The sequence below is a fragment of the Streptomyces sp. MAR4 CNX-425 genome, from assembly GCF_048656465.1.
Classification (GTDB): domain Bacteria; phylum Actinomycetota; class Actinomycetes; order Streptomycetales; family Streptomycetaceae; genus Streptomyces.
This window is the reverse complement of record NZ_JBMDLF010000020.1, coordinates 35345-56465: the sequence shown is the minus strand read 5'-3', so window position 1 is coordinate 56465 and position 21121 is coordinate 35345. Positions and strand designations below refer to the sequence as shown.

At 73.4% G+C, this 21121-nt stretch carries 14 protein-coding genes and 2 pseudogenes; 3 read left to right on the top strand and 13 right to left on the bottom strand.

Annotated features, from left to right (window positions below; all coding sequences use genetic code 11):
* Positions 1 to 241: 241 nt before the first annotated feature.
* Positions 242 to 2620 carry a SpoIIE family protein phosphatase gene (locus ACHZ99_RS32875; RefSeq protein ID WP_420308498.1) on the top strand — a complete coding sequence of 793 codons (2379 nt, stop codon included), beginning with the start codon at positions 242 to 244 and terminating at the stop codon, positions 2618 to 2620.
* 90 nt (positions 2621 to 2710) lie between these two features.
* Here ACHZ99_RS32875 and ACHZ99_RS32870 read toward each other — a convergent pair whose 3' ends face one another.
* From ACHZ99_RS32870 to ACHZ99_RS32830, 9 genes are all read right to left on the bottom strand, one after another.
* Complete coding sequence (locus ACHZ99_RS32870) at positions 2711 to 5347, bottom strand: hypothetical protein (protein ID WP_420308497.1); 2637 nt, start codon at positions 5345 to 5347, stop codon at positions 2711 to 2713.
* Complete coding sequence (locus ACHZ99_RS32865) at positions 5344 to 6078, bottom strand: N-acetylmannosamine-6-phosphate 2-epimerase (RefSeq protein ID WP_420308501.1); 735 nt, start codon at positions 6076 to 6078, stop codon at positions 5344 to 5346. Before ACHZ99_RS32865 ends, ACHZ99_RS32870 begins: the two co-directional genes overlap by 4 nt.
* 134 nt (positions 6079 to 6212) lie before the next feature.
* Positions 6213 to 8036 carry an FAD-dependent oxidoreductase gene (locus tag ACHZ99_RS32860; RefSeq protein WP_420308496.1) on the bottom strand — a complete coding sequence of 608 codons (1824 nt, stop codon included), beginning with the start codon at positions 8034 to 8036 and terminating at the stop codon, positions 6213 to 6215.
* Positions 8033 to 9607 carry a DUF4127 family protein gene (locus tag ACHZ99_RS32855; protein WP_420308495.1) on the bottom strand — a complete coding sequence of 525 codons (1575 nt, stop codon included), beginning with the start codon at positions 9605 to 9607 and terminating at the stop codon, positions 8033 to 8035. The genes ACHZ99_RS32860 and ACHZ99_RS32855 overlap by 4 nt, the downstream gene beginning before the upstream one ends.
* Positions 9604 to 10590, bottom strand: a complete 987-nt coding sequence (locus ACHZ99_RS32850; protein ID WP_420308494.1) for an ROK family protein — start codon at positions 10588 to 10590, stop codon at positions 9604 to 9606. Before ACHZ99_RS32850 ends, ACHZ99_RS32855 begins: the two co-directional genes overlap by 4 nt.
* Positions 10587 to 11345, bottom strand: a complete 759-nt coding sequence (locus tag ACHZ99_RS32845) for a GntR family transcriptional regulator (RefSeq protein ID WP_420308493.1) — start codon at positions 11343 to 11345, stop codon at positions 10587 to 10589. Before ACHZ99_RS32845 ends, ACHZ99_RS32850 begins: the two co-directional genes overlap by 4 nt.
* Positions 11342 to 12277, bottom strand: a complete 936-nt coding sequence (locus tag ACHZ99_RS32840; RefSeq protein WP_420308492.1) for a carbohydrate ABC transporter permease — start codon at positions 12275 to 12277, stop codon at positions 11342 to 11344. Before ACHZ99_RS32840 ends, ACHZ99_RS32845 begins: the two co-directional genes overlap by 4 nt.
* Positions 12274 to 13152, bottom strand: coding sequence for a carbohydrate ABC transporter permease (locus ACHZ99_RS32835; protein ID WP_420308491.1), 879 nt, complete (start codon positions 13150 to 13152; stop codon positions 12274 to 12276). Before ACHZ99_RS32835 ends, ACHZ99_RS32840 begins: the two co-directional genes overlap by 4 nt.
* A gap of 100 nt (positions 13153 to 13252) precedes the next feature.
* A complete protein-coding gene (locus ACHZ99_RS32830) occupies positions 13253 to 14563 on the bottom strand; it encodes an ABC transporter substrate-binding protein (protein ID WP_420308490.1) in 1311 nt (436 codons plus the stop codon).
* Positions 14564 to 14761: 198 nt separating this feature from the next.
* On the opposite strand from ACHZ99_RS32830, the gene ACHZ99_RS32825 reads away from it, so the two are divergent.
* The gene (locus tag ACHZ99_RS32825; RefSeq protein ID WP_420308489.1) at positions 14762 to 16873 is read left to right on the top strand and encodes a glycoside hydrolase family 10 protein; all 2112 of its coding nucleotides are present in this window, start codon (positions 14762 to 14764) and stop codon (positions 16871 to 16873) included.
* A 190-nt stretch (positions 16874 to 17063) separates the two neighbouring features.
* Here ACHZ99_RS32825 and ACHZ99_RS32820 read toward each other — a convergent pair.
* The 4 genes and pseudogenes from ACHZ99_RS32820 to ACHZ99_RS32805 form a co-directional block, all read right to left on the bottom strand.
* Positions 17064 to 17418, bottom strand: a pseudogene (locus ACHZ99_RS32820) (IS630 family transposase); the annotation flags it as partial.
* A 56-nt stretch (positions 17419 to 17474) separates the two neighbouring features.
* Positions 17475 to 17729, bottom strand: coding sequence for a hypothetical protein (locus ACHZ99_RS32815; RefSeq protein ID WP_420308488.1), 255 nt, complete (start codon positions 17727 to 17729; stop codon positions 17475 to 17477).
* Between the two features lie 83 nt (positions 17730 to 17812).
* A complete protein-coding gene (locus ACHZ99_RS32810; protein WP_420308487.1) occupies positions 17813 to 18523 on the bottom strand; it encodes an RHS repeat-associated core domain-containing protein in 711 nt (236 codons plus the stop codon).
* The gene (locus ACHZ99_RS32805) at positions 18520 to 18933 is read right to left on the bottom strand and encodes a barstar family protein (RefSeq protein WP_420308486.1); all 414 of its coding nucleotides are present in this window, start codon (positions 18931 to 18933) and stop codon (positions 18520 to 18522) included. Before ACHZ99_RS32805 ends, ACHZ99_RS32810 begins: the two co-directional genes overlap by 4 nt.
* A gap of 581 nt (positions 18934 to 19514) precedes the next feature.
* On the opposite strand from ACHZ99_RS32805, the pseudogene ACHZ99_RS32800 reads away from it, so the two are divergent.
* Positions 19515 to 20892: pseudogene (locus tag ACHZ99_RS32800) on the top strand (IS1380 family transposase).
* Positions 20893 to 21121 lie beyond the last annotated feature (229 nt).

Here is a 21121-nt window from a genome sequence, read left to right as displayed (position 1 = left end):
GGCGTAAGGCCGCCGCGCCCGGGTCGCAGCCTCTCCGCGTGCGCCTTATCGTGGCTGGTAAGCCACCGCCGAAGGGCGCGGCTCGACTGCACCCGCGCGGTCGCTCAGAGCGCCGACCGCGTCGGGAAGGGGCGACCTGATGCCCGACTCCACGGACCACTCACACGGAGTGAGCGGGGGCGGCCAGGTGCGCGGGAGGCCCGGCAGCACTCCCCCGCCGGTATGTCCCTCCCCCGCCCTCGTGGTCACCGACCGCGAGGGCCGGGTCGCCTACTGGAGCAGCCGGGCGGGGGAGACGACCGGGACGCCCCGTGCCCACGCGGTCGGGCACCGCCTGGAACACGTCCTGGGCGGCACCCCGCCGCTGCGCGCCCGGCTCGCCGCCGCCATCGACCTCGCCCGGCGGACGGGACGGCGTACCGGCCCGGTCGTGCTGGAGGGCGCCGGCGCCCGCCACCTCGCCGTCGAGTTCCACCCGCTGCGCCCGTCCGGCGAGGTGGCCGCGGTCCTGTCCGAATCGGTCGCGCCGTCCGGCCGGGGACCGCAGTGGGAGTACCTCAGGGCCGTCCTCGACAGATCCCCGGTGCCGATGGCCGCCTTCGACCCCGACCTGCGCTACATGCTCGTCAACCGCGCCCTCCAGACACTCAACAACCTGCCGGAGGAGATGCACCTGGGCAAGACGATCACGGAACTGCTGTACGCGGCCGGGTTCTCCGCCGACCAGGCCACCCAGGTCCAGGCCACCGCACTGGGCGTGCTGCGGACCGGCGAGGGGGTGCGCGACGAGGTGTTCGTCCCCAAGCCGGGCGTCGACGACCCCCGGCGCTGGAGGACGTCGTGGTACCGGCTGGAGGGCACGGACGGCGGCGTCCTGGGCGTCGCCGTGGAAGTCACCGAGGTCACCGAGCACGAGCGCGTCACCGCCGAGGCCCAGACCAGCCGCGAGCACCTGGCGCTGCTCGCCGAGGCCGGCAGCCAGACCGGCTCCAGCCTGGACATGGCCCTTACCTGCCGGCAACTCGCCGAACTTCTCGTGCCCCGGCTGGCCGACCACGTCGCCGTCGACCTCCTCACCTCCATCCTGCACCCGGAGCGGCCCTGGAGCTTCCGCGAGGACACCTCCGCGGACCTCCAGCGGGTCACGCTGCGGACGCACGGCCCCGGCGAGGCGACGCTGCGCGCCGGGGTGGCCGCGGTCGGCGAGGTCTTCCGGCTGCCTCCCGGCTCGTTGATCCACCGGTGCCTGACGCGCAACGAGCCGATCCCGCTGACGGACTTCCCCAGCCACCCGCAGGACGGCGAGGCACACGGCCGGGCCGCGCAGGAGGCGATGCGCGCCAGCGGCATCCAGTCGATGGTCCTCGTACCGCTCCACGCCCGTTCCACCCCGCTGGGCATCCTCACCCTCGCGCGCCACCGCAACCGGGCCGTCTTCGAGGACGGCGAAATCCCCCTCCTCCGCGAGCTGGCCTCCCGCCTCGCCGTCAGCATCGACAACGCGCACCTGTACGAACGGGAGCGCGAGGCCGCCCACGTCCTGCAACGCCGCCTGCTGCCCGAGCGGACGGAGCAGCATCCGGGCACCGAGATCGCGCACCGCTACCTGCCCAACAGCGCCTCGCCCACCATCGCCGGCGGCGACTGGCTCGACACCGTGCCCCTGCCCGGCGTCCGCGTCGCGCTCGTCACCGGAGACGTCATGGGCAAGGGCATGGGGTCGATGGCCCTGATGGGCCAGTTGCGCACCACGCTGCGGTCACTGCTCACCGCGGGCCTGCCTCCCGACGAGGCGCTGCACCACCTCGACCGGCTCGTGGCCCAGGCCGGGCCGTTCCAGCTCGCCACGTGTCTCATCGTCGTGTACGACCCGGCCACCGGCGACTGCCGCGCCACCGCCGCCGGCCACCCCCCGCCCCTGGTCCGGAGCCCGCAGGGCGACACCTATTACGCCGGCGTGCCCCCGGGGGCACCGCTGGGCGTCGGCGACGTCCCCTTCGAGACGGTCGACGTCCCCGCGCCGAGCGGAAGCCTGCTCGCCCTCTACACCGACGGCCTGGTGGAGAACGCGGACGCCGACCTCACCCGGGGAATGGCGCTGCTGCGCCGGGCGCTCACGCGCAACGACCGCGACGCGGAGGGCATCTGCGACCGGCTGCTCGACGAACTGGTCACCGAACCCCGCACCGACGACATGGCCCTGCTCGTCGCGCGCGTACGGACCCTGCCCCCGGACGCCGTCGCCTCCTGGGAGCTGGACCTGTCCCCGACCGCGCCCCGCACCGCCCGCAGCCTGGTCCGCCGCCAGCTGGCCACCTGGGGGCTGGACGACCTCGTGGAGACGACCGAGCTGCTGGCCAGCGAGGTCGTCACCAACGCCGTCCGCTACGGCGCACCGCCCGTCGTCCTCCGGCTCCTCCGCCTGGGAAACCTGCGCTGCGAGGTCTCCGACCGCGGCCGGATGCTGCCCCACCTGCAACTCGCCGACCCCGGCGACGAGGGCGGCCGCGGCATCCACATCGTCAGCCTGCTGTCGCGCGCCTGGGGCACCGACCGCACCGACCGCGGCAAAACCATCTGGTGGGAACAGGACATCACCCCCACCGGCGCCACCTGGTGACGATCCCCGTGAGCGCCCCGAAGCGCTGCCCACTCGGGGGTCCGGAACGGCCGGGGCGGCGGGCGCAGCCGGGCAGGGCGGTGGCCGCGTTCAGGAGAGGCGCAGGCTGACCAGCGCGTAGGGCGGCATCGTCCAGGCGAGGCGGCCTCCTTCGAGCGGCGGCAGCTCCGTGCCGGGGTCGGCGCTCTCGTCGAGTCGGCAGGCGTCCGCGGAGCGGCCGCGGGGGGCGTGCAGCACCGTGGGCAGCGGCGCGGGGGTCGGGTTGGAGACGCGGAGGATGAGCCCGTTGCCGTCTTCCGCCGGTTTCAGGGCGGTCAGCAGACCGCCCTGGACGCCGAGGCCGGGGTCCGGCCGGGGCGCGGGGGCGTCGCCGCGCAGCTGCCAGGCGCGCAGGGGCGCCCGGGTGGTCGCCGCCAGCTGGGCCAGCGCGTGGTCGTCGGCCATGGCCCGGCCGACCGCCGTGGTGAGGGTGAAGGCCTGGGGGCCGTGGCACTGGGCCTCGGGGGTGGGGAGCATGGGGCCGGCTCCGGTGGTGCGGGTGCGCAGGTCGAAGCGGGAGAGCCAGCCGACGGCCCGCAGCAGCGTGACGACCAGTTCCTCGCCGGCCCCGGTGCCGCCGGGGATGCCGCGCATCTCCGGCAGTCCGGCCGCGGCGACCGCGACGCGCTGCGCGCCGCGGCCCACGGCGCCGATGCTCTGCACCGGCGCCGCGGCGCAGACGGCTTCGTGGCCGGGCCGGTCCGGGAGCGGGCCGAGGTCCGGTGCGATGGGGCGTTCGACGAGTGCGTAGTGTCCGTCGCCGGTCCAGCGGCCGGCCGGGCCGCCGGTGGGGAAGTGCATGCGCAGCCGGTGGTCGGACGCGCCGTTGTCGAGTTCGACGGTCCAGTCCAGGGCGCCCCGGGGGTCGCCGTGCCACGAGGTGACCGTCACGCGCAGGGGGAGCGTCACGGTGTCCTCGGCGCGGCCGTCGCGGTCCCCGGTCAGGGCCGCCGGCAGGGTGAGCCCGGCGTCGAGCCGCAGCGCGGTGCGCACCGGGGAGGTGATGCGCCGCACCGTGCGCACGACCGGGCTGACGAGCCGGTCGCGGCTCGGCGGGTCGTAGGTGTACGTGTCGCCGCGGTCACCGCCGTCGACGAGCCTCCCCAGGCCGGTCAGCAACTCGCCGTCGGGCAGCCGGAGCGTGAGCGAGGCGTCGTCGCCGGCGGTGACGACCGTACCGTCCGCGGTGGTGAACTCCTGCTGCCCGTCCTCGGTGTGCGCCGCGGCCGAGGGATCGGGGTTCGCCGCCAGCCGTACGCGGTACGCGGCGCTCCCGAGCCCCGGCACGTCCCGTGCCAGCAGGCATATCCGGTGCCGCAGCGAGGGCCGCGAGTCGGGCAGCAGGTCGAGGTCGGCCTCGAACGCCGTCTCCTCGCCGAGGGTCTCGGCTTCGAAGGGGACCGGCGCGCCGTCCTCTCCGGCGACCTCGACCGGGTACCGGCCGGGTGCCGTGAGCAGTTCGACCGTCACCGGACCGGTGTGGGCGAAGCCGTGGGGGTTGAGGACGGCGAAGGAGGTCCGCTCCTTGGGGCGGTCGCCGTAGATGCGGGTGTCGAGGCCGGCGGCGCCCAGGGCGCGCAGCATCACGTGCTCGCCGCTCTGGGTGACCCGTTCATAGCGCACCCGGTTCTCGCGGTGCACCTCGTCCACGCTGCACCCGCAGATGGAGTCGTGCGGGGCGTTGTGCAGCAGGAGGTCCCAGGCGTGCCGCAGGTCCGCCAGCAGCGCCGGGTCGGTGGCCGCGTGCAGTGCCACCGCCGGCTCCGCCCAGCGTTCGAGGAGGGTCTGGGCGGCGGCGTTGGCCTGCTTGAGGTGGGTACGGGCCGACAGGGTGCCCGGCAGCAGGAAGGTCAGCCGGTCGCCCGGGTGCCGCAACTCGCCCTCGACCAGCGGCAGTCCGCCGGCGGGCGGGTTCCGGCGGGCGTGTGCGAAGAAGTCCTCCAGCGTGCTTTCCCGCAGCCCGGCGCCGGCTCGCCGGGCCGCGTCCCGTACGGCCGTCACGCGCTCGGCGGTGTTCCGCGGCGCGAGGTGGTCGCCGCCGTTCATCAGCAGCCAGGGCCCTCCGGGCAGCCGGGTGCGCTCGGCTTCGAGGAAGGTGGCGAGCCGGTCGCCGACGGGCGCGGCCGGTGGGCCGCCGTCCGCCCACAGGACTTCGGCTGCGTGGTACGCCTGGTTCACGGCGAAGACCTCGGAGCCGTCGGGCGAACGCCAGCGGAACCGGGCGTGCGCGGGCGGGGCGCCGCGCCAGACCAGGGCCGTGTCCATGCCGAAGCCGGCGAGGATGCGCGGCAGGTCCGCGGGGTGGCCGAAGGCGTCCGGCGAGTACCCGACGGTGGCCAGCGTGCCGCCGGCCACCCGCCGCGCGGTGAGGAGGTTGCGGATGAGGTTCTCACCGGAGACGAGCTGGTTGTCGGCGAGTACGTGCCAGGGCCCGACGGTGAGGCGGCCGGCGGCGGCGTGCGCGCGGACCCGGCCGGCGAGGTCGGGGCGCAGCTCCTCGATGTCGGAAAGGACGGTCGTCTGGCCGTCGAGGTGGAACGCGGTGATCCGCCCGGTGTCGAGCTCCGCGCACACGTGCTCGGCGAGTTCGACCAGGCGGGCGCGGAAGGCCTCGAACGGGCGGTACCACTCGCGGTCCCAGTGGACGTGCGTGACGACGTGGACCTCGGCGCCGGGGCGGTGCGTCATGCGGGGGTTCCTTCGTCAGTCACGTCGGTGGCGGCGGCCGGTCGGGCCGCCGGAACGGGCACGTCGGCGAGAGCGCCGGCGAAGCGGGCCGTGATGTCGGCGGGCCGGGTGATGGCACCGCCGACGACCACGGAGTGCGCTCCGGCACGGAGCGCGTCGGCCGCCTGGGCCGGCGTCGTGTACCGGCCCTCGGCGACGACCGGCACGGGCTGGGTCCGGCTCAACCGCGCCACCAGCTCCAGGTCCGGGCCCTCGCGGGGCGGGCTGGCGGGGGTGTAGCCGGAGAGGGTGGTGGCGACCAGGTCCGCGCCGGCTCCGGCGGCGGCCCGGCCCTCCTCGGGGGTGGACACGTCGGCCATCACGACCGCGCCCGCCGCGTGCAGCCCGGCGACCGTGGCGGTCAGGTCCAGGCCGTCCGGGCGTGGCCGGGCGGTGGCGTCGAGGGCGACGATGTCGGCTCCGGCCGCCGCGAGTTCGAGCGCGTGCGCGAGGGTGGGGGTGATGTAGACCCCGGTGTCGCCGTCCTTCCACAGCCCGATGACCGGCACGTCGACCGCGGCGCGGACGGCGGCGACGTCGGCCGGCCCGTTGATGCGGACGGCGCGGGCGCCGCCGGCGACGGCCGACCGCGCCATGGCCGCCATGAAGTGCGGGCCGTGCAGGGCTTCGCCCTCGCGGGCCTGGCACGACACCACCAAGCCGCCCGCGCAGCGGTGCAGGTACCGTGCCAGCGTTGCTGCGCGCCTGTGTGCGGGTGCCGTCTGGCGCTGTTCCACGTGCCGCCCTTTCCTGTGCTCCGGCCCGGTGCCGGAGGTCGTGCGCGGGTTCGCCGGTGCCGAATCCCGTCTCCGTACAGAACCCCGGCTCACCGGGCGGCCGGTGCGTCCACGGGGCCGAGCGCCCGGTCCAGGACGTCGCCCAGTGCCCGGGCCGCCTCCCCCCAGGTGCCCGGGGGCCGCCCGGCGTCCGCGGCGTCGCCGACGGGTCCGGCGGCGTCGAGGCGCTCCTCGCCGAGGAGCGTGCACGCGGCCCGGTGGAGCGCGGTCAGCTCGGCGCCGGTGGCCGGGTCCGCGGGCCGTACGGTCAGCTCGGCCGCGCGCGGTCCGGCGAGTCCGCCGGCGGCGGCGAGCAGGTGGGCGGCACGGGCTTGCGGATCGCCGCCGCCGGGCGGCACGTCCAGCAGCCACGCCAGCGGCACGCCGGCCCCGGTGAGGTGCCGTTGCAGCCGGGTGAGTTCCTTCCGGTCCCCCAGCACGCGGGCGGGGGTACGGGACCGGGCGACGCAGTGCGCGGCGAGGGCGCCGCTCGCTTCGCCGACGGCCCACTCGCCGTGGTGGACCCGGTAGGCGGCCGCGGCGACCTGGGTCGCGGCGAGGTTCTTGGCCGCGGCCAGCAGGTTGACGGGCTCGGTGGCGGCGAGGGCGGACAGCGGGACCTGGAAGGGCGCCGTGGGGGCGTACGCGCTGGTGGGGTGGCCGACCCGGGCGTGCAGGTCCAGGTGGTAGAGGGCGACGCCGCCGGCGTCGGCGAAACCCGCCGCGCGTGCGCTGCCCGGGACCGGCAGCAGGTCCTGCTCGCGGACGGTGCGGCGGCCGCGCAGCCGGCGCGACTCGCGCAGGTACGCCTCGGCGGCGAAGCCGTCGGCGGTGCCGGCGACCTCGGGCGCCAGCCGCAGTCCCGGGTAGCCGCGGCCGGTGCCGTCGTCGCGCGGGCACTCGGTGCGCAGCCAGTGCAGGAAGGCGGCGGACAGCGCCTTGGCGCGGGTGTACGCGCCGTGCGGGTCGGCGAGGCTGGAGCTGCCCGCGTAGTCGTTGCCGGCCCAGTTGATCAGGGCGGCGTCGCGGCCCCCGAGCAGGGCGCCGGAGCGCAGCCGGCGGTAGGTCCAGAACGGGAGGTGCCCGTCCGGGCCTTCTTCGAACATGCGGTAGCGGTGGGTGCGGCCGTCCCATCCGCCGATCTCCAGCGTGAACGGCTGGCCGTCGCGCAGGCGTTCATAGCCGTCCGGTGCGGCCGCGGTGTGGTCCTCGCCCGGGACGTGCTCGACCACGAAGCCGACGGTGCACGACTGGACGGCCTCGGGCTTCGGGCCGCCGGGCAGGGCCAGGGACTCGCCGAACCCGTCCGTACCCTCGGAGCCCGCCACCCAGTCGGCGCCGGCCAGGGGCAGCAGAACGCCGGCCTCCGTGGCGTCGAGGAACAGGTCGGCCCGTACCTCCAGCCGCATCGGTTCGGCGCCGCCGGCGCCGCCCGCCCGGCGCATCAGGACCGAGGCGATCCGGTCGCCGTCGCGGATGACCCGGTGGGGCACGAGGCCGGTCAGGACGGTGAGGCGGCCGTCGTCGCGGTAGGGGGCGAGCAGCGCGCCGAGGGCGCGCTCGGCGGCGCCCGGTTCGAAGCACAGTCTGCTGACCCAGCCGTCGCCGGGGTTGGCCAGGCCGTCGTAGGCGCCGCGGATCAGGTCGCGGAAGGCCCGGTAGGAACGGGAGATGCCGCCGGTTTCCACGTGCGGGTGCTCGTCCAGGGCGGGCACGAGCTGGGTGGTGGCCTGGCCGCCGAGCCGGTCGCCGGGCGCGGCCAGCAGGACCCGGCGGCCGGCGCGGGCGGCGGCCAGCGCCGCGGCGACGGCGCCGAGTCCGCCGCCGACGACGGCTATCTCGGTCTCCCGGAAGGGGCGGGGGTGCGTGGTCACGTGTGCTCCACAGAAGGGTGTGCGGTGAGGTCGAAGTCGGCCTCGAAGGTGCGCTGCCAGGGCAGCCGTACGGAGCCGGGCGCCGGGCGGTACTCGGTGAAGGCGCCGAGTTCGCGCCGGCAGGCGGCGAGCTCCCCCTCGATGACGCCGAGCACCGGGGAGTCGGCCGGCAGGCTCTCGTGGCGCGCGGGGTCGCTGCCGAGGGCCGCCCGGCCGGCGGTGCGCGCCCGGGTCATGTAGGCCCAGTCCTCCAGCAGCCGGTGCAGCAGGAGCCGGCGGTGCGCCGCGCGGTCGAAGCGGCCCGCCCACCGGGCGGCGACGGCGGTGACGCCGTGCGCGGCCGCGGTGCCCAGGGTGTTGCCGGCGGTGTTCCAGCCGGCGTAGCCGGCCAGCCGCTCCAGGACGCCGTGCCGGCGCAGGGCCCGTACCAGCAGCGGGTCGGCGCCGTTGGGCTGGCCGCAGTCGGCGACGGCGACCGCCTCCCCGGCGTCGAGGAGGGCGGCGGCGCGCCGGGCCAGCGCCGCCGCCCGGTCGTGGGCCGCGGCGGGCCGGGCGGCCGGCGGCGCGATCGCCCAGTCGGCGCCGCTGCCGTCCGGGGTGTGCACCAGCAGCCGCAGGTCGCACGGCTCCCCGGCGGCCACGGCGACGGCGCCGCACGCCTCGATCTGCCGGGTCGCGGTCTGCCCGACCGGGCCGTTCTCGTACGGGGCGACGCGCTCCAGGCCGGCCGGCTCGGCCGCCTCCACGGCGACCTTCGGACGAGCCGTGCCGAGCCGGTCCAGGACCGTGCGGGCCACGAAGACGGTGGTGGCCTCGTCGGCTCCGGGCCGGACGGACACCGCGTCACCGGCGGCCAGCCAGCCGGCCCAGTTGCGCAGCCAGTCCAGCTCGGCGGTGGCCAGCGCGTACGGCGCGGTGTCGTCGGCGCCGACGACGAGGGAGGTGACGGTGCCGGCGGCCAGCAGCTCCAGCGCGGCCAGGTTGAGGGCGTGGTTGCGCAACCGGCGCCGTACGAAGTCCGCGCGCACGCCCGGCGGCAGCGGCGGCTCCGCGGTCGCGGGGTCCCCGGCGCCCAGGGCCGTTTGGTGCAGGTGGGCGGAGAGCCGGTGCAGGTCCGGGCCGTGCGGGTCCCAGTAGGCGGGCTCTTCGAGGGCGTCGGCCGAATCCGGGGTGCGGGTGACGAGGGCGACGGCGTGCACCGGGACCCCGGCGTCGGCCAGGGTGCGCAGCGGAGCCCAGCGCGCGGTGACGCCGGCCACGGTGCCGGGGGCGGTGCGCGAGGCGATCAGCCCGCCGTACCCGAGGGTCTCCAGCGCCACCACGGCGGCCACCGGGCGCGCGGGCCGGGCCTGGTCCGCGAGCCAGCGGCCGAGCGCCGCGTGGTCGCCGGGGGTGCGCAGCCGCGGCATCAGGTGCGCCGGCGGCGTCTCCACCCGCAGGCCGGCCACCGCGGCGACCATGGCGGGGAGCCTGGTGCACACGGGCCGTTCGTCCAGCGGCAGCAGCGCGATCCGCTGCCCGGGCCGGGGACCGCCGCCGGCCGCGGCCGGTGCGGGGCCGGGGGCGGTCACCGTACGGCCTCGGTCCCGGCCGCGGCACCGTCGGCCGCCGGGCCCGCGCCCGCCGCGTGGGCGGCTCCGACCAGGACGGCGTCGGACCCGAGAGCGGCGGTGGCGACGCGCACCCGGGCCAGCGCGGGCAGCGCCGTGTCGTACAGCGCCGTCCGCAGCCCGTCGAGGTACCAGGGTCCCGAGTGGGTGACGCCGCCGCCGACCACGACGACGTCCGGGTCGAGCGCGCCGACGACGCCGCCGAGCGCGGTGCCGAGCGCCCTGCCCCCGGCGGCCAGCGCCGCCCGCGCGTCCGGATCGCCCTGCGCCGCCAGCGCGGCCACGTCCCGCAGATCGGTGACGCCGGGGCCGGGGTGCGCCCGGCGGAAGCGCTCGGTCATCGCGGGGCCGGAGGCCAGGGCCTCGACGTGCCCGGTGCGCCCGCAGGGGCAGACTTCGCCGTCCGCCCCGGGCACCGGTACGTGTCCCAGATGGCCGGCGGCGCCGTGGGCCCCGCGCAGCAGCCTGCCCTCGGCCCAGACCGCGCCGCCGATCCCGGTGCCGGCCATGACCCCGACCGCACCGTCGGCGCCGGCAGCCGCACCGGCCGTCACCTCGCCGAGCAGGAACGCCTGCACGTCGCCCAGGACGGTGACCGGCAGGCCCAGCGCGGCCTCCAGGCGGTCCGCCACCGGCGTGCCGGCCCAGCCGGGCAGCGCGTCGGTGGCGCCGGTGATGCCGCGGCCGGCGCGCCCCACCACCCCGGCCGAGCCGACGCCGACGGCCGTCACCCGCGGCCCGCCCGCCGTACGGGCGTCGGCCAGCGAGTCCCGGGCCAGCCGGGCGGCGGCCGTCAGCACGGCCCGGGGGCCGTCCGCGGCGGGGGTCCGGCAGGTCTTCCGGAAGCGGACACGGGTGCGGGGGGCGACCTCGACGACGGCGGTGGTGAGGTGCGTACCGCCGATGTCGACGGTGAGCGCGGGCGGGAGGGTGCGGTCGGTCATTCCTGCCGTTCCCGGGAGATGGTGACACGGAAGTCGTAGCGGTCGGCCCGGTAGTGGCTGATGGCGCGCTCCACCGCCCGGCCGCGGGCGTCGCGCGTGACGCGCTGCACGACGATCGCCGGGAAGTGTGCGGGCACGCCGAGCAGTTCCGCCTCCTCGGCGTCGACGACGGTGGCCCTGATGGTCTGGTCGGCCGTCTCCGGCCGGGCGCCCTGCCGCTCCAGCAGCTCGTACAGGGAGTCCAGCTCGCCCAGGTCGACCAGCCCGGGGGCGAACGCCTCCGGCAGCCAGACCCGCTCCAGGCACATGGGCTCGCCGTCGGCCAGGCGCAGCCTGCTGACGTGCACCAGCGGGGTGCCGGGGGCCACGAACAGGTCGCGGGAGCAGGCCATGTCGGCGGCCGTGGTGGCCAGGTGGAGCAACCGGCTGCCCGGCGTCATGTTCCGGGCGCGGATGTCCTCGGAGAAGCTCGTCAGCCGCAGCGACTTGCTGATGGTGGCGGGGTCGGCGACGAACGTGCCGACGCCGTGGACCCGGTAGACGCGGCCCTCCTGGACCAGCCGCTCCAGGGCGCGCCGCACGGTCATCCGGCTGACCTCGTAGCGCTGCATCAGCTCGCGTTCACTGGGCAGCGGCTGGTGCGGCGCCAGCCCGTCCTCGATCCTCTCGATGAGGGCCCGGCGCAGCGACTCGTGCTTGGCCGGGCGGGCCGACGCCGGTCGCCGTGCAGATGTCTGTCCGGTTGTCTCGCTCATCCCTTGACCGCTCCCTCACCGACGCCGCGGAAGAAGTACCGCTGCAGACCGAAGAAGAGGACGAGCAGCGGCACCACGGCCATCATCGTCCCGGCGGCGATCACCCGCTGGTCGTTGGTGAAGGTGCCGGACAGGTACTGGATGCCCACCGTGAGGGTGTAGTTGGCCGGGTCGGACAGCACCACCAGCGGCCACAGGAAGTCGTCCCAGGCGAAGACGAAGCTGAAGATGCCCACCACGGCCAGGGTGCCGCGCACCGAGGGCAGCGCGATCCTGGCGAAGCGCTGCCACTCGTTCGTGCCGTCCAGGACGGCCGCCTCCTCCACCTCGACGGGCAGCGCGAGGAAGGCGCCGCGCATCAGCAGCACGGACAGGCCCGTGACGGCCAGCGGCACCATCACGCCCAGGAGGGTGTCGTGGATGCCCAGGGAGCGGACGATGAGGAACTCGGAGACCAGGATGGACTCGAACGGGATGATGATCGTCGCCAGGAACACGGCGAAGGCGACCTTGCGGCCCCGGAACCGCATACGCGCCAGGGCGTAGCCGGCCATCGAGCCGAAGAGCATGTTGGTCGCCGCGCAGCTCGCCGCCACCACCAGGGAGTTGGTGGCGTAGCGCAGCACCGGCACCGTGTCGGTGACGGTCCCGTAGTGCTCCAGGGTGGGGTGGTGCGGCACCAGCTGCGGCGGGTAGCCGAAGACGGAGTCGCCGGCGCCCTTCAGCGAGGTGGACAGCTGCCACAGGAACGGGCCGACGGTCACGAGCAGGACCACCAGCAGCAGCGCGTAGCGCACGCCGCGGGCGGCGAGGCGGCGCGTACGGGCCGCGCGGCGGCCGGCGGCGCCCCGGTCCGGTCCGGGCGGGGGCACGGAAGCGCCCTTCGGGGGCCGGGCGTGGCCGCCGGCCCGCGGTGTGGTGGTGGTGCTCATGCCCGAGCCTCCCGGGTGTTCATGCGGGTGACGAGGATGGACAGGCCCAGGGTCGCGAAGAAGAGCACCACGCTCATGGCGGAGGCGTAGCCCGCCTCGCCGCCCAGGCCGAGGCCCGTCTCGCGGATGGTGTACACCAGGGTGCGGGCCTCGGCGCCGGGGCCGGCGCTGCCGTCGCTCAGGACGTACACCTCGGCGAAGACTTTGCCCGCCGCGATGGCGGACAGCGTTCCCACCAGCACCATCGTCGGCCGCAGGGTGGGGACGGTGACGCTGACGAAGCGCCGCACCGGCCCGGCGCCGTCGACCTCGGCCGCCTCCAGCAGGTTGCGGGGCACGTTGGCCAGGGCGGCGAGGTAGATCACCATGTAGTAACCCAGCCCTTTCCACACGGTCATCGCCATCGCGCTGAGCAGCAGCAGGCGGGAGTCGGTGAGGAACGGCACCGGCTCGGAGACCAGGTGCAGGCCGCGCAGCGCCGAGTTGACCAGGCCGTCGCTCGACAGCAGCCAGGACCAGATGAGGCCGACGACCACCATCGAGGCGACGACCGGCGAGTAGAACACGGCGCGGAAGAAGCCGATGCCGGCGATCCTGCGCTGCACGAGCATCGCCAGCAGCAGCGGCAGCAGCACGAGCAGCGGCACCACGACGAGGAGGTACAGGGCGGTGTTCCGCAGCGAGAGCCAGAAGGCCGAGTCGTCCATCAGCCGGCTGTAGTTGTCCAGCCCGGTGAACGTGCCGCCGCCCAGGGTGCTCGCGTCGGTGAAGGACAGCACCAGGGTGTTGCCGAACGGCACGATGAAGAAGGTGACGGCGAAGAAGAGCGCGGGTGCGCAGAACAGCCAGGGGACGTACCAGCGGTGGCCGGTCACGCGGGCCTCCAGGATCTCGGTGCGGGCGGGCGGAGGGCGGTCGGCGCCTCCCCTTGCGGCCCGGCCGGGCCCGGCGGCACGCCGCGGGCCCGGCCGGTGCTCACTTCTGGGTGATCGCGTCGGCCGCCTCCACCGCCTTGTCGAGCGCCTCCCGCGGTGACTGGTCGCCCTTCAGCGCCAGTTCGACCTGGCCGATGACGGCCTGGGTGACGCGCTGGTCGTACTGCACGGGCACGAGGTTCTCGGCCTTGGTGATCTGTGCGGCGGAGATGCGGCGGGCCTCCGCCTCCAGGGAGTCGTCGTCCTTCGCGGTGAAGTAGGGGTTCTCCAGGGACTTCTCGGTGCTCGGCAGGACGGTGACGATCTTGCTGAAGGCGAGTTGGTTCTCGGCGTTGCCGATGAACTTGCTGAAGGCGACCGCCGTGGCCTGGTTGTCGCTGGACTTCGGCACCAGGTTGCCCATCACGGACATGTTGGTGACGCCGCTTTCGCCGGTGATCTGCGGGCCGACGCCGGTCTGCTCGGCGATCCCGGGCGCGTTCTCCTTGATGATCGTCAGGAAGTTCGGGCCGGAGGGGAACAGGCCGATACGGCCGCCCTGGTACGCCTCGGTCTCCTTGCTGTGGTCCTGGGTGAGCGAGTCCTTGGGGTAGACGCCCGACTGATACGCCTCGACCAGCGAGGCCAGGTACTTCTCCGCCCGGGGGGTGTTGAACGTCCAGGTCCGGCCGTCGTCGGCGATGATCGGGACGCCCTGCTTGGCGAGGTCGGTGATGAAGCGGTTCTCCAGCGCCGGGTGGATCCCGTAGCGCTCGCCGTCCCCGGCCGCCGCCAGCTTCTCGCCGTCGGCCAGCAGCTCGTCGAAGGTGGCGGGCGGCTTGTCCGGGTCGAGGCCCGCCTGCCGGAAGTGCTCCTTGTTGTACATGGTGACCTCGGAGGTCAGGTACCACGGGATGCCGAACGAACCGGGCTTGCCGGCGACCGTGAACGCCTCCCAGGCGCCGGGGACGTACTCGTCCTCGACGTCGCCCGCGACCTGGTCCATGTCGACGAACATGCCCTTGGCCGCCAGCGCCTGGGCGAACTGCGGGTTGAGGTTCACCACGTCCGGCAGCGACCCGGCGCTGGCGTCCGCGGTGATCTTCTCCTGCGCGCCTTCGAAGGGGATGTCCACCCACTTCACCTCGGTGCCGGGGTGCTGCTTCTCGAAGTCGTCGATGACTCCTTCGATGTAGTCGGTGAACGTCGGCTTCAGCTGGAGGGTCTGGAAGGTGATCTCGCCCTTCACCTCCCCTCCGGCGGCGTCGGCGGAGTCGCCTTCGTCTGCTGAGCCGCCCAGGCCGCACGCGGTGGCGAACGTGGCGGCGGCCAGGGCGGCGACCGCAAGGCGGATACCTCTCGTCGTGGGCATGGCGCTCCTCGGGGATGCGACAGGGAGACCGGCACGACCGATAGTGGTCCGTACCAGTTGCTCGATGGAAGATGTCAGCCCGCCGGTCGGGTGTCAACACCTGCCCGTTCTTTGGGATCGAGCCTCGACCGAACCGTTGACTTGTACGGACCAGTTCCTCATAGTGCCGTGAGTCACCCCTGCCAACCGGAGGTCCCCGTGCCCCTCAGGCGACACATCCCGCTCACCTTCGTCTCCGCGGCGGCCCTCGCCGCATCGCTGCTCGCCGCCGCCCCGAACGCCGGCGCCGCGCCGCCGGCCGTCGCCCCGGACGCCTCCTCCCAGGCGACCGCCCAGGCGACCGCCCCGGCGGCGGACCCGGTCACCGCGACCCTGGACGCCGTGGACCCCTCGGCGGAGAACAACCCCGGCGGCCTGGACTCCAACGGCGCCTGCTTCCCCGGCTGCCGCGGCGCCGAGCAGCTCCTCGCGTACACGCCGGCCTACGGCGAGACGACCGGAACCAACGAGTACGGCACCGAAGTCGTCGTCGAGGACGGCCGCGTGGTCAAGGTCGGCGGAAGCGACTCCCCCATCCCCGCGAACGGCCTGGTGCTGTCCGGTCACGGCTCCCGGGGCAGGTGGCTGAGCGAGCACGCCACCCTCGGCACGAAAGTGGAGATATCCGGCAAGCAGCTGACCCTCACCTTCGACACCGAAGCGCACCTGGTACGGGCCCGCCTCGCCCGCGACGACGCGCAGGCCCGCCTCGAAGCCGCCCGGGACAGCTGCACGGTCTTCCCGGAATCGGACGTACGCGACCGGCTGGACACGGCGGACCGGCGGATCGAGGCCGCCGCGGCGGCGCTCGCCGACGGCCGGGAGCCCGACGCCCTGGCGCTCGCGGCCGAGGCGCGGGAAGCCGCCGCCGCGGCGGGCGACGGGACCCGGGAATCACGCCCGGTGGAAGGGCGCGGGGTGTGGGTACGCCCCACCGAGACCACTCCCGAGGAGATCCGGAACACGCTCGACCGGATCGAGTACGCCGGGTTCAACATGGTCTACCTGGAGACCGTCTTCCAGGGATACACGATCTTCCCCTCCGACGCCGCCGAGCAGGCCGGCATCGAGGCACAGCGCCCGAACATGCGGGGATTCGACCCCTTGCAGGTGTGGGTCGACGAAGCACACAAGCGCGACATCGAACTGCACGCCTGGACGCACACCTTCTTCGTCGGCGCCGACGGCGCCGGCGGCCCCGGCGCCGTCAAGGGCCCCGGCCCGGTGCTGAAGGCCCACCCCGAGTGGGCCGCCGTGGAGCGCGAGGACGTCGGCGCCGACGCCCCGCGGCCCTCCACCCAGGAGCCGGGCTACTACTTCGTCGACCCGGCGATGCCCGAACCGCGCGCCTACATCCGCTCGGTGTTCAAGGAGGTGCTCACCGACTACGACGTGGACGGACTGCACCTGGACTACATCCGCTACCCCGTCTCCCTGCCCTACGACTCCAGCTTCTCCTACAGCGACTACAGCCGGGACGCGTTCGAGGCGAAGCACGGCGTCGACCCCTACACGCTGACGGAGTCCGACCCGAAGTGGGAGGACTGGAACCTGTGGCGGGAGAACAACATCACCACCTTCGTCGAAGGCATCCGCAACCTCCAGCGGAACACCCGGCCGGACACCGCCCTGTCGGCGGCGGTCTTCGCCGACCCCGTCGACGGGCTGAAGAAGAAGTTCCAGAACTGGGGCGCCTGGGTCGACGCCGGATACCTCGACTTCCTGACCGGCATGTCCTTCGGCTCCTCGCCGGAGTCGGTCGGCGAGGACACCCGGGTGATGCGCGAGCGCGTCGGCCTCGCCTACCTCTACACCGCCACCTACGGGCCCTTCAACGGCTCCCCGGCCGCCCTGATGGGCGACCAGCTGCAAGCCGTCAAGGACGCCGACTCCGACGGCACCGCCCTGTTCGCCTACAACCAGCTCACCGACGCCCAGGCGACCGCGCTCCACCACGGCGCCTACCGCACCCCCGCCCGCGCCCCCCACTCCGACCCCGCCACCGCCACCGCCCAGGCCCTGGCCCCCCTCCGCGCCCGCATCGACGCCGCCGCCGAGTGCGTACGCCCCGGCGACGCCCGGCCGGTGACCGCCCGGCTGCTGGCCGCGGAGAAGCTGCTGAAGAACGGCACGAACCCCGACGCGGCCCTCCGCCAGCTCCGGCAAGCGACCGCCGCCGTCGACCGGTGGGAAGGCGCCCAGCCGGACTTCACCGCGGCAGTGGGACGCGACCTCCGCATGCTGACCCGCTGGCTGCAACAGGCCCGCTGAGGCACCCAAGCCGGACGGCGGCGCCCCACCGCCGCCATCCGGCCCGCCCCACCCGGCCCGTACGGCCCAGCGACACCGTCCCCCGGCTCCCGTGACGCGAGCCGAAAGCCCGGCGATGCGGTCGGCAGCCGCGGTCAGGGACAGTTCGTGGAGCCCGGCCAGCCAAGTGTGCAGAACATCATGGAGGGGTGAACTCGCGCAGTGGCTCGACCAGGTGCACGCGCAGGTTGTCCCAGACAAGCACGACCGGCCCGCCGACTGGATGTGCGCTCTGAACATCCGGGACCGCGTGCCCGGCTTGCCACAGATCAGCCCAGCCAAGGACACCCAACGAGAGCCCCGGCACGGACCACCGGCGTTACGCCCTCGCCTCCCCGGCCACTCGCTCACGGCCACGCCATCGACCGCCCGCCCTCGTCCTCGAAGACGACCCGGCCGTCACACGCAGCCGCGATACTCTCACCCCGCGGCCAGACCTCCTTCTTCCACAGCTCCACCGCGTCATCGTCACGCTCGATCGCGCGGCGCGCGGGCTGCTGCCAGGAAGTTCACTCACACCCAGCTCAACGAGCCAGAGAACTTACCGCTTCCGGTCAGTAGGTCAGCCTGGGAGGATTTCCAATAGTCCTTCAACTGTGGCGACCGTGGCGAATAGCATCCCAACTCCGATGAAACCAAAACCTACGACCTTATTGATAATTCGTTGCGCCTTCTTGTCACGCGCCGAAGTTGCGAAACGGCTGGCCACGTTGCGAACATCAAGGACAATGGCTACACCCAATCCGACGCAGAAAAAGCCTGCAAGAAGCGGGCCGAGCAGGCCCCAGCCATCGACCTGGGTTCCATTGGCAGTCAAGACCGCGCAGCAGTTTTGCATACCACCGCAGAGCTCCTAAGCATCAACCACTCCTGGCCTCACTCGAATTGGTGCAGCTAGAGCTATGGCCGCCTTGGTTTCGGCAGAGATAGGCAACGCGTTGAGGATTCCTCCCAGGATTGAGGACTTGTTGTTCTCGTTTGGTTGCCGTAGCCGTGTTTGGTGACTTCGTCGTAGAGCATCTCACCGGTGGGGTCGGTTGCGGTGACGGGGGTGTTGTTTGCGTAGGTGTAGGCGTTGGCCTGGAGGGGGTTGGCGGGGTCGAGGAGGGGGTCGGGGGAGATGAAGGCGCCGAGGGTGGGGTCGTATTCGCGGGCGCCTATGTGGGTGAGGTCGGTGTCGTCGAGGGTGCCGCCGACGAAGCCCTTGGTGCCGGGGAAGTCGGGTCCGGTGCCGGTGCCGGTGGTGGGGCGGGGGGCGCCGAAGGGGAGTTGTTTGCGGCGGATGACGGCCTGGCCGACCGCGAGGGAGACCGCCAGCATCGCGGTGCCCTGGTGGTCGGAGACCACGAAGTGCAGGGGGCTGCCGGGGTTGCGGACTGCGACGGTTTCGTCGTCGTGGGCGTAGTAGCGGGTGCCGGTGACGCTGCCGTCGGGGTTGAGGCGCAGTTCGTTGCCTTCGGGCAGGTAGAGGGTGGCGGTGTTGTCGCTGCTCGTGGCGAGCAGGCGGTTGCCGTCGGTGTCGTAGACGTAGTCGGTGGTGGCGGCGGCGAGGTGGCCCTCAGCGTCCCAGGTGTAGGTCTGGTCGGCGGTGCCGCCGGTGCGGGTGGTCATGTTGCCGGTGGCGTGCTTAAATTTTCCACATCCGAGAGTTCTTGCGACATGAATCGCAGAACAGAGACGCATCGCACGAATGAATGCACATTCACTCCCAAGAAGGCGTCGCTTTGCGGAAGTACGAGCGCGATCCCGAAGGGCTGCGCACGCCCCAGCTGCTGAAGTAGATCCCGCAGCGCATCCCAGTTGGGGGCAGGCCCGCCGGGGATCTTCAACTCCCTCCCGATCTCGGACAGGAATTCTTTTTCTGTCCGCACTCCAGAGAGGTCCGCCTCAGCGACAGTGAATCCAACATTCCTCAATTTCCCCATCACATCTGGAAGCAGGTCTGATTCCAGAAAGTAGGGTTCTTTCGGCAGCCAGGGTAGTACGTCACTTACATCGATCCACGACTTCCATCGATCCATCAATGCACACCCTTCATCAGCGAACCTGTACTACCGCTTCGTAATGATCGGCAGTTACCCCCTGCGCCCAAAATACCGACGACCTCCCTCGCTGCCCCCCGGTCCGCGCAGCCGATCCGCCCCACCTTCACGCCTTCTCCAGCCGACATCCAGCCGGGGTGCGGAGAACGACAGATGACGGCAGGCGACGAGCCGTCAGACCATCCAGCCAGAATCCAGCCACGGTATGCGAACGGGCCCGAGACCGGGACGCCCGCGGCTGACCTGGGGGTTGACTCGACCGGGCCACGGCACGGCGGGGGGCCAGACATTGAAGCGGAATAGCACGTTCATAGCTTTGACCTGCGGGTACGCCGGGGAGGGGGGTGGATCCAGCCGCCGGATACGGCTGGGCCGGGGGCTCGCGTTCACGCTGAGTCCACGAGCCCGGCAAGGGTCCATCCTGGGCCCGTGCCCTAGCCTCGCGCTTTCATGAAGTGGGCTGTCCGACAGGTGATCAGAACAGCAGAAAGTGCCTCTGAACAGCGAGAATGAGGATTGTCGAGGTCCTTGTTCCCGCCACCGTCGGAGGCACTTCCCAGGTGAAGAAGCGTATCGGGTCCTATCCGCATGTCCGCGTCGAGGGCGGCGGTCACGGCGTCGCCTCTCAGGCCGGGGCGGTCCTGCTGGTCGAGACGGTCCGCAAGACCGGCCTGGACACTGCGATATCGGCGGCACTCGCGCCGTGGCGCAAGCCGCGAGCGGTGCACGATCCGGGCAAGATCCTGCTGGACGTGGCGCTCGCGGTGGCACTGGGCGGGGACTGTCTGGCGGATGTGGGCATGCTGCGGGCCGAGCCGTCCGTATTCGGGCCGGTGGCCTCCGACCCGACGGTCTCCCGTCTGATCGACACCCTCGCCTCGGGCGGGCAGCGGACACTGGCCGCGCTCCGTGCGGCACGCTCCGAAGTCCGCAAGCGGGTCTGGCAGTCGGCCGGCGAGGCGGCCCCGGACGCGCACGGGCAGGTGATCGTGGACATCGACGGCGTCCTCGTCCTGGCGCACTCTGAGAAACAGGATGCCGCCGCGACCTGGAAGAAGACCTTCGGCCACCACCCGCTGACGGCGTTCGTCGACCACGGACCGGGCGGATCCGGGGAACCCGTGGCCGCCCTGCTGCGGCCCGGCAACGCAGGCAGCAACACCGCCGCCGATCACATCACCACCGCCCAGCTTGCGCTGGCCCAGTTGCCGAAGACCTACCGGCGCGGACGGGCGGACACTGATCCGCACCGACTCCGGCGGCGGCACCCACGAGTTCGTCGCCTGGCTCACGCAGCGCGGACGCTGGCTGTCGTACTCGGTCGGCATGACCATCACCGACGCCATCCACGCCGCCGTCCTCAAGGTCCCCGCCTCCGCCTGGACGCCGGCCGTCGAGCCCGACGGGGAGATCCGCGACGGAGCCTGGGTCGCCGAACTCGCCGGCGGCGTCCTCAAGGGCTGGCCCAAGGGAATGCGGTTGATCGTGCGCAAGGAACGCCCGCACCCCGGAGCCCAGTTGCGCTTCACCGATACAGACGGACTGCGACTGACCTGCTTCGCCACCAACACCACCGACGACGCGATCGCCGCACTGGAACTGCGCCACCGCCAGCGGGCCCGGGCCGAGGACCGCATCCGCGCCGCTCGCACCACCGGCCTGCGCAACCTGCCCCTGCATGATGCCGCGCAGAACCAGGTCTGGCTGGAGATCGTCCAGATCGCCCTCGACCTACTGGCCTGGATGCCGATGCTCGCCCTCACCGGAGAAACCCGCCGGTGGGAGCCCCGCCGCCTACGGCTGCGGCTCTTCTCCGCCGCCGGGCAGCTCGTCACCACCGGACGGCGCCGCATCCTCCGCCTCGCCGGGCACTGGCCCTGGACCGACGTGATCACCAGCGCCCTGCAACGAATCGCAGCCCTGCCGAACCCCGGCTGACCAGCAGCGTCCCGCCCTCACGAGCAGCACGACCCCGACCGGAGCCGTGGAACCCGGCGCCCACCCGACGCGACAGCCGGGCCCCAGCGCTGCCCGCGATCAGCCCACGCAACCGAAACTGCCCACCAGAGAATCCGACGGACCGTCACGAAAGATCGAGGCTAGGCACGAAGGCCGCGGAGGGAACGGGTCTGCTGCAACCTGGTGTCCGGCGGGAAGCGTTCGCGGA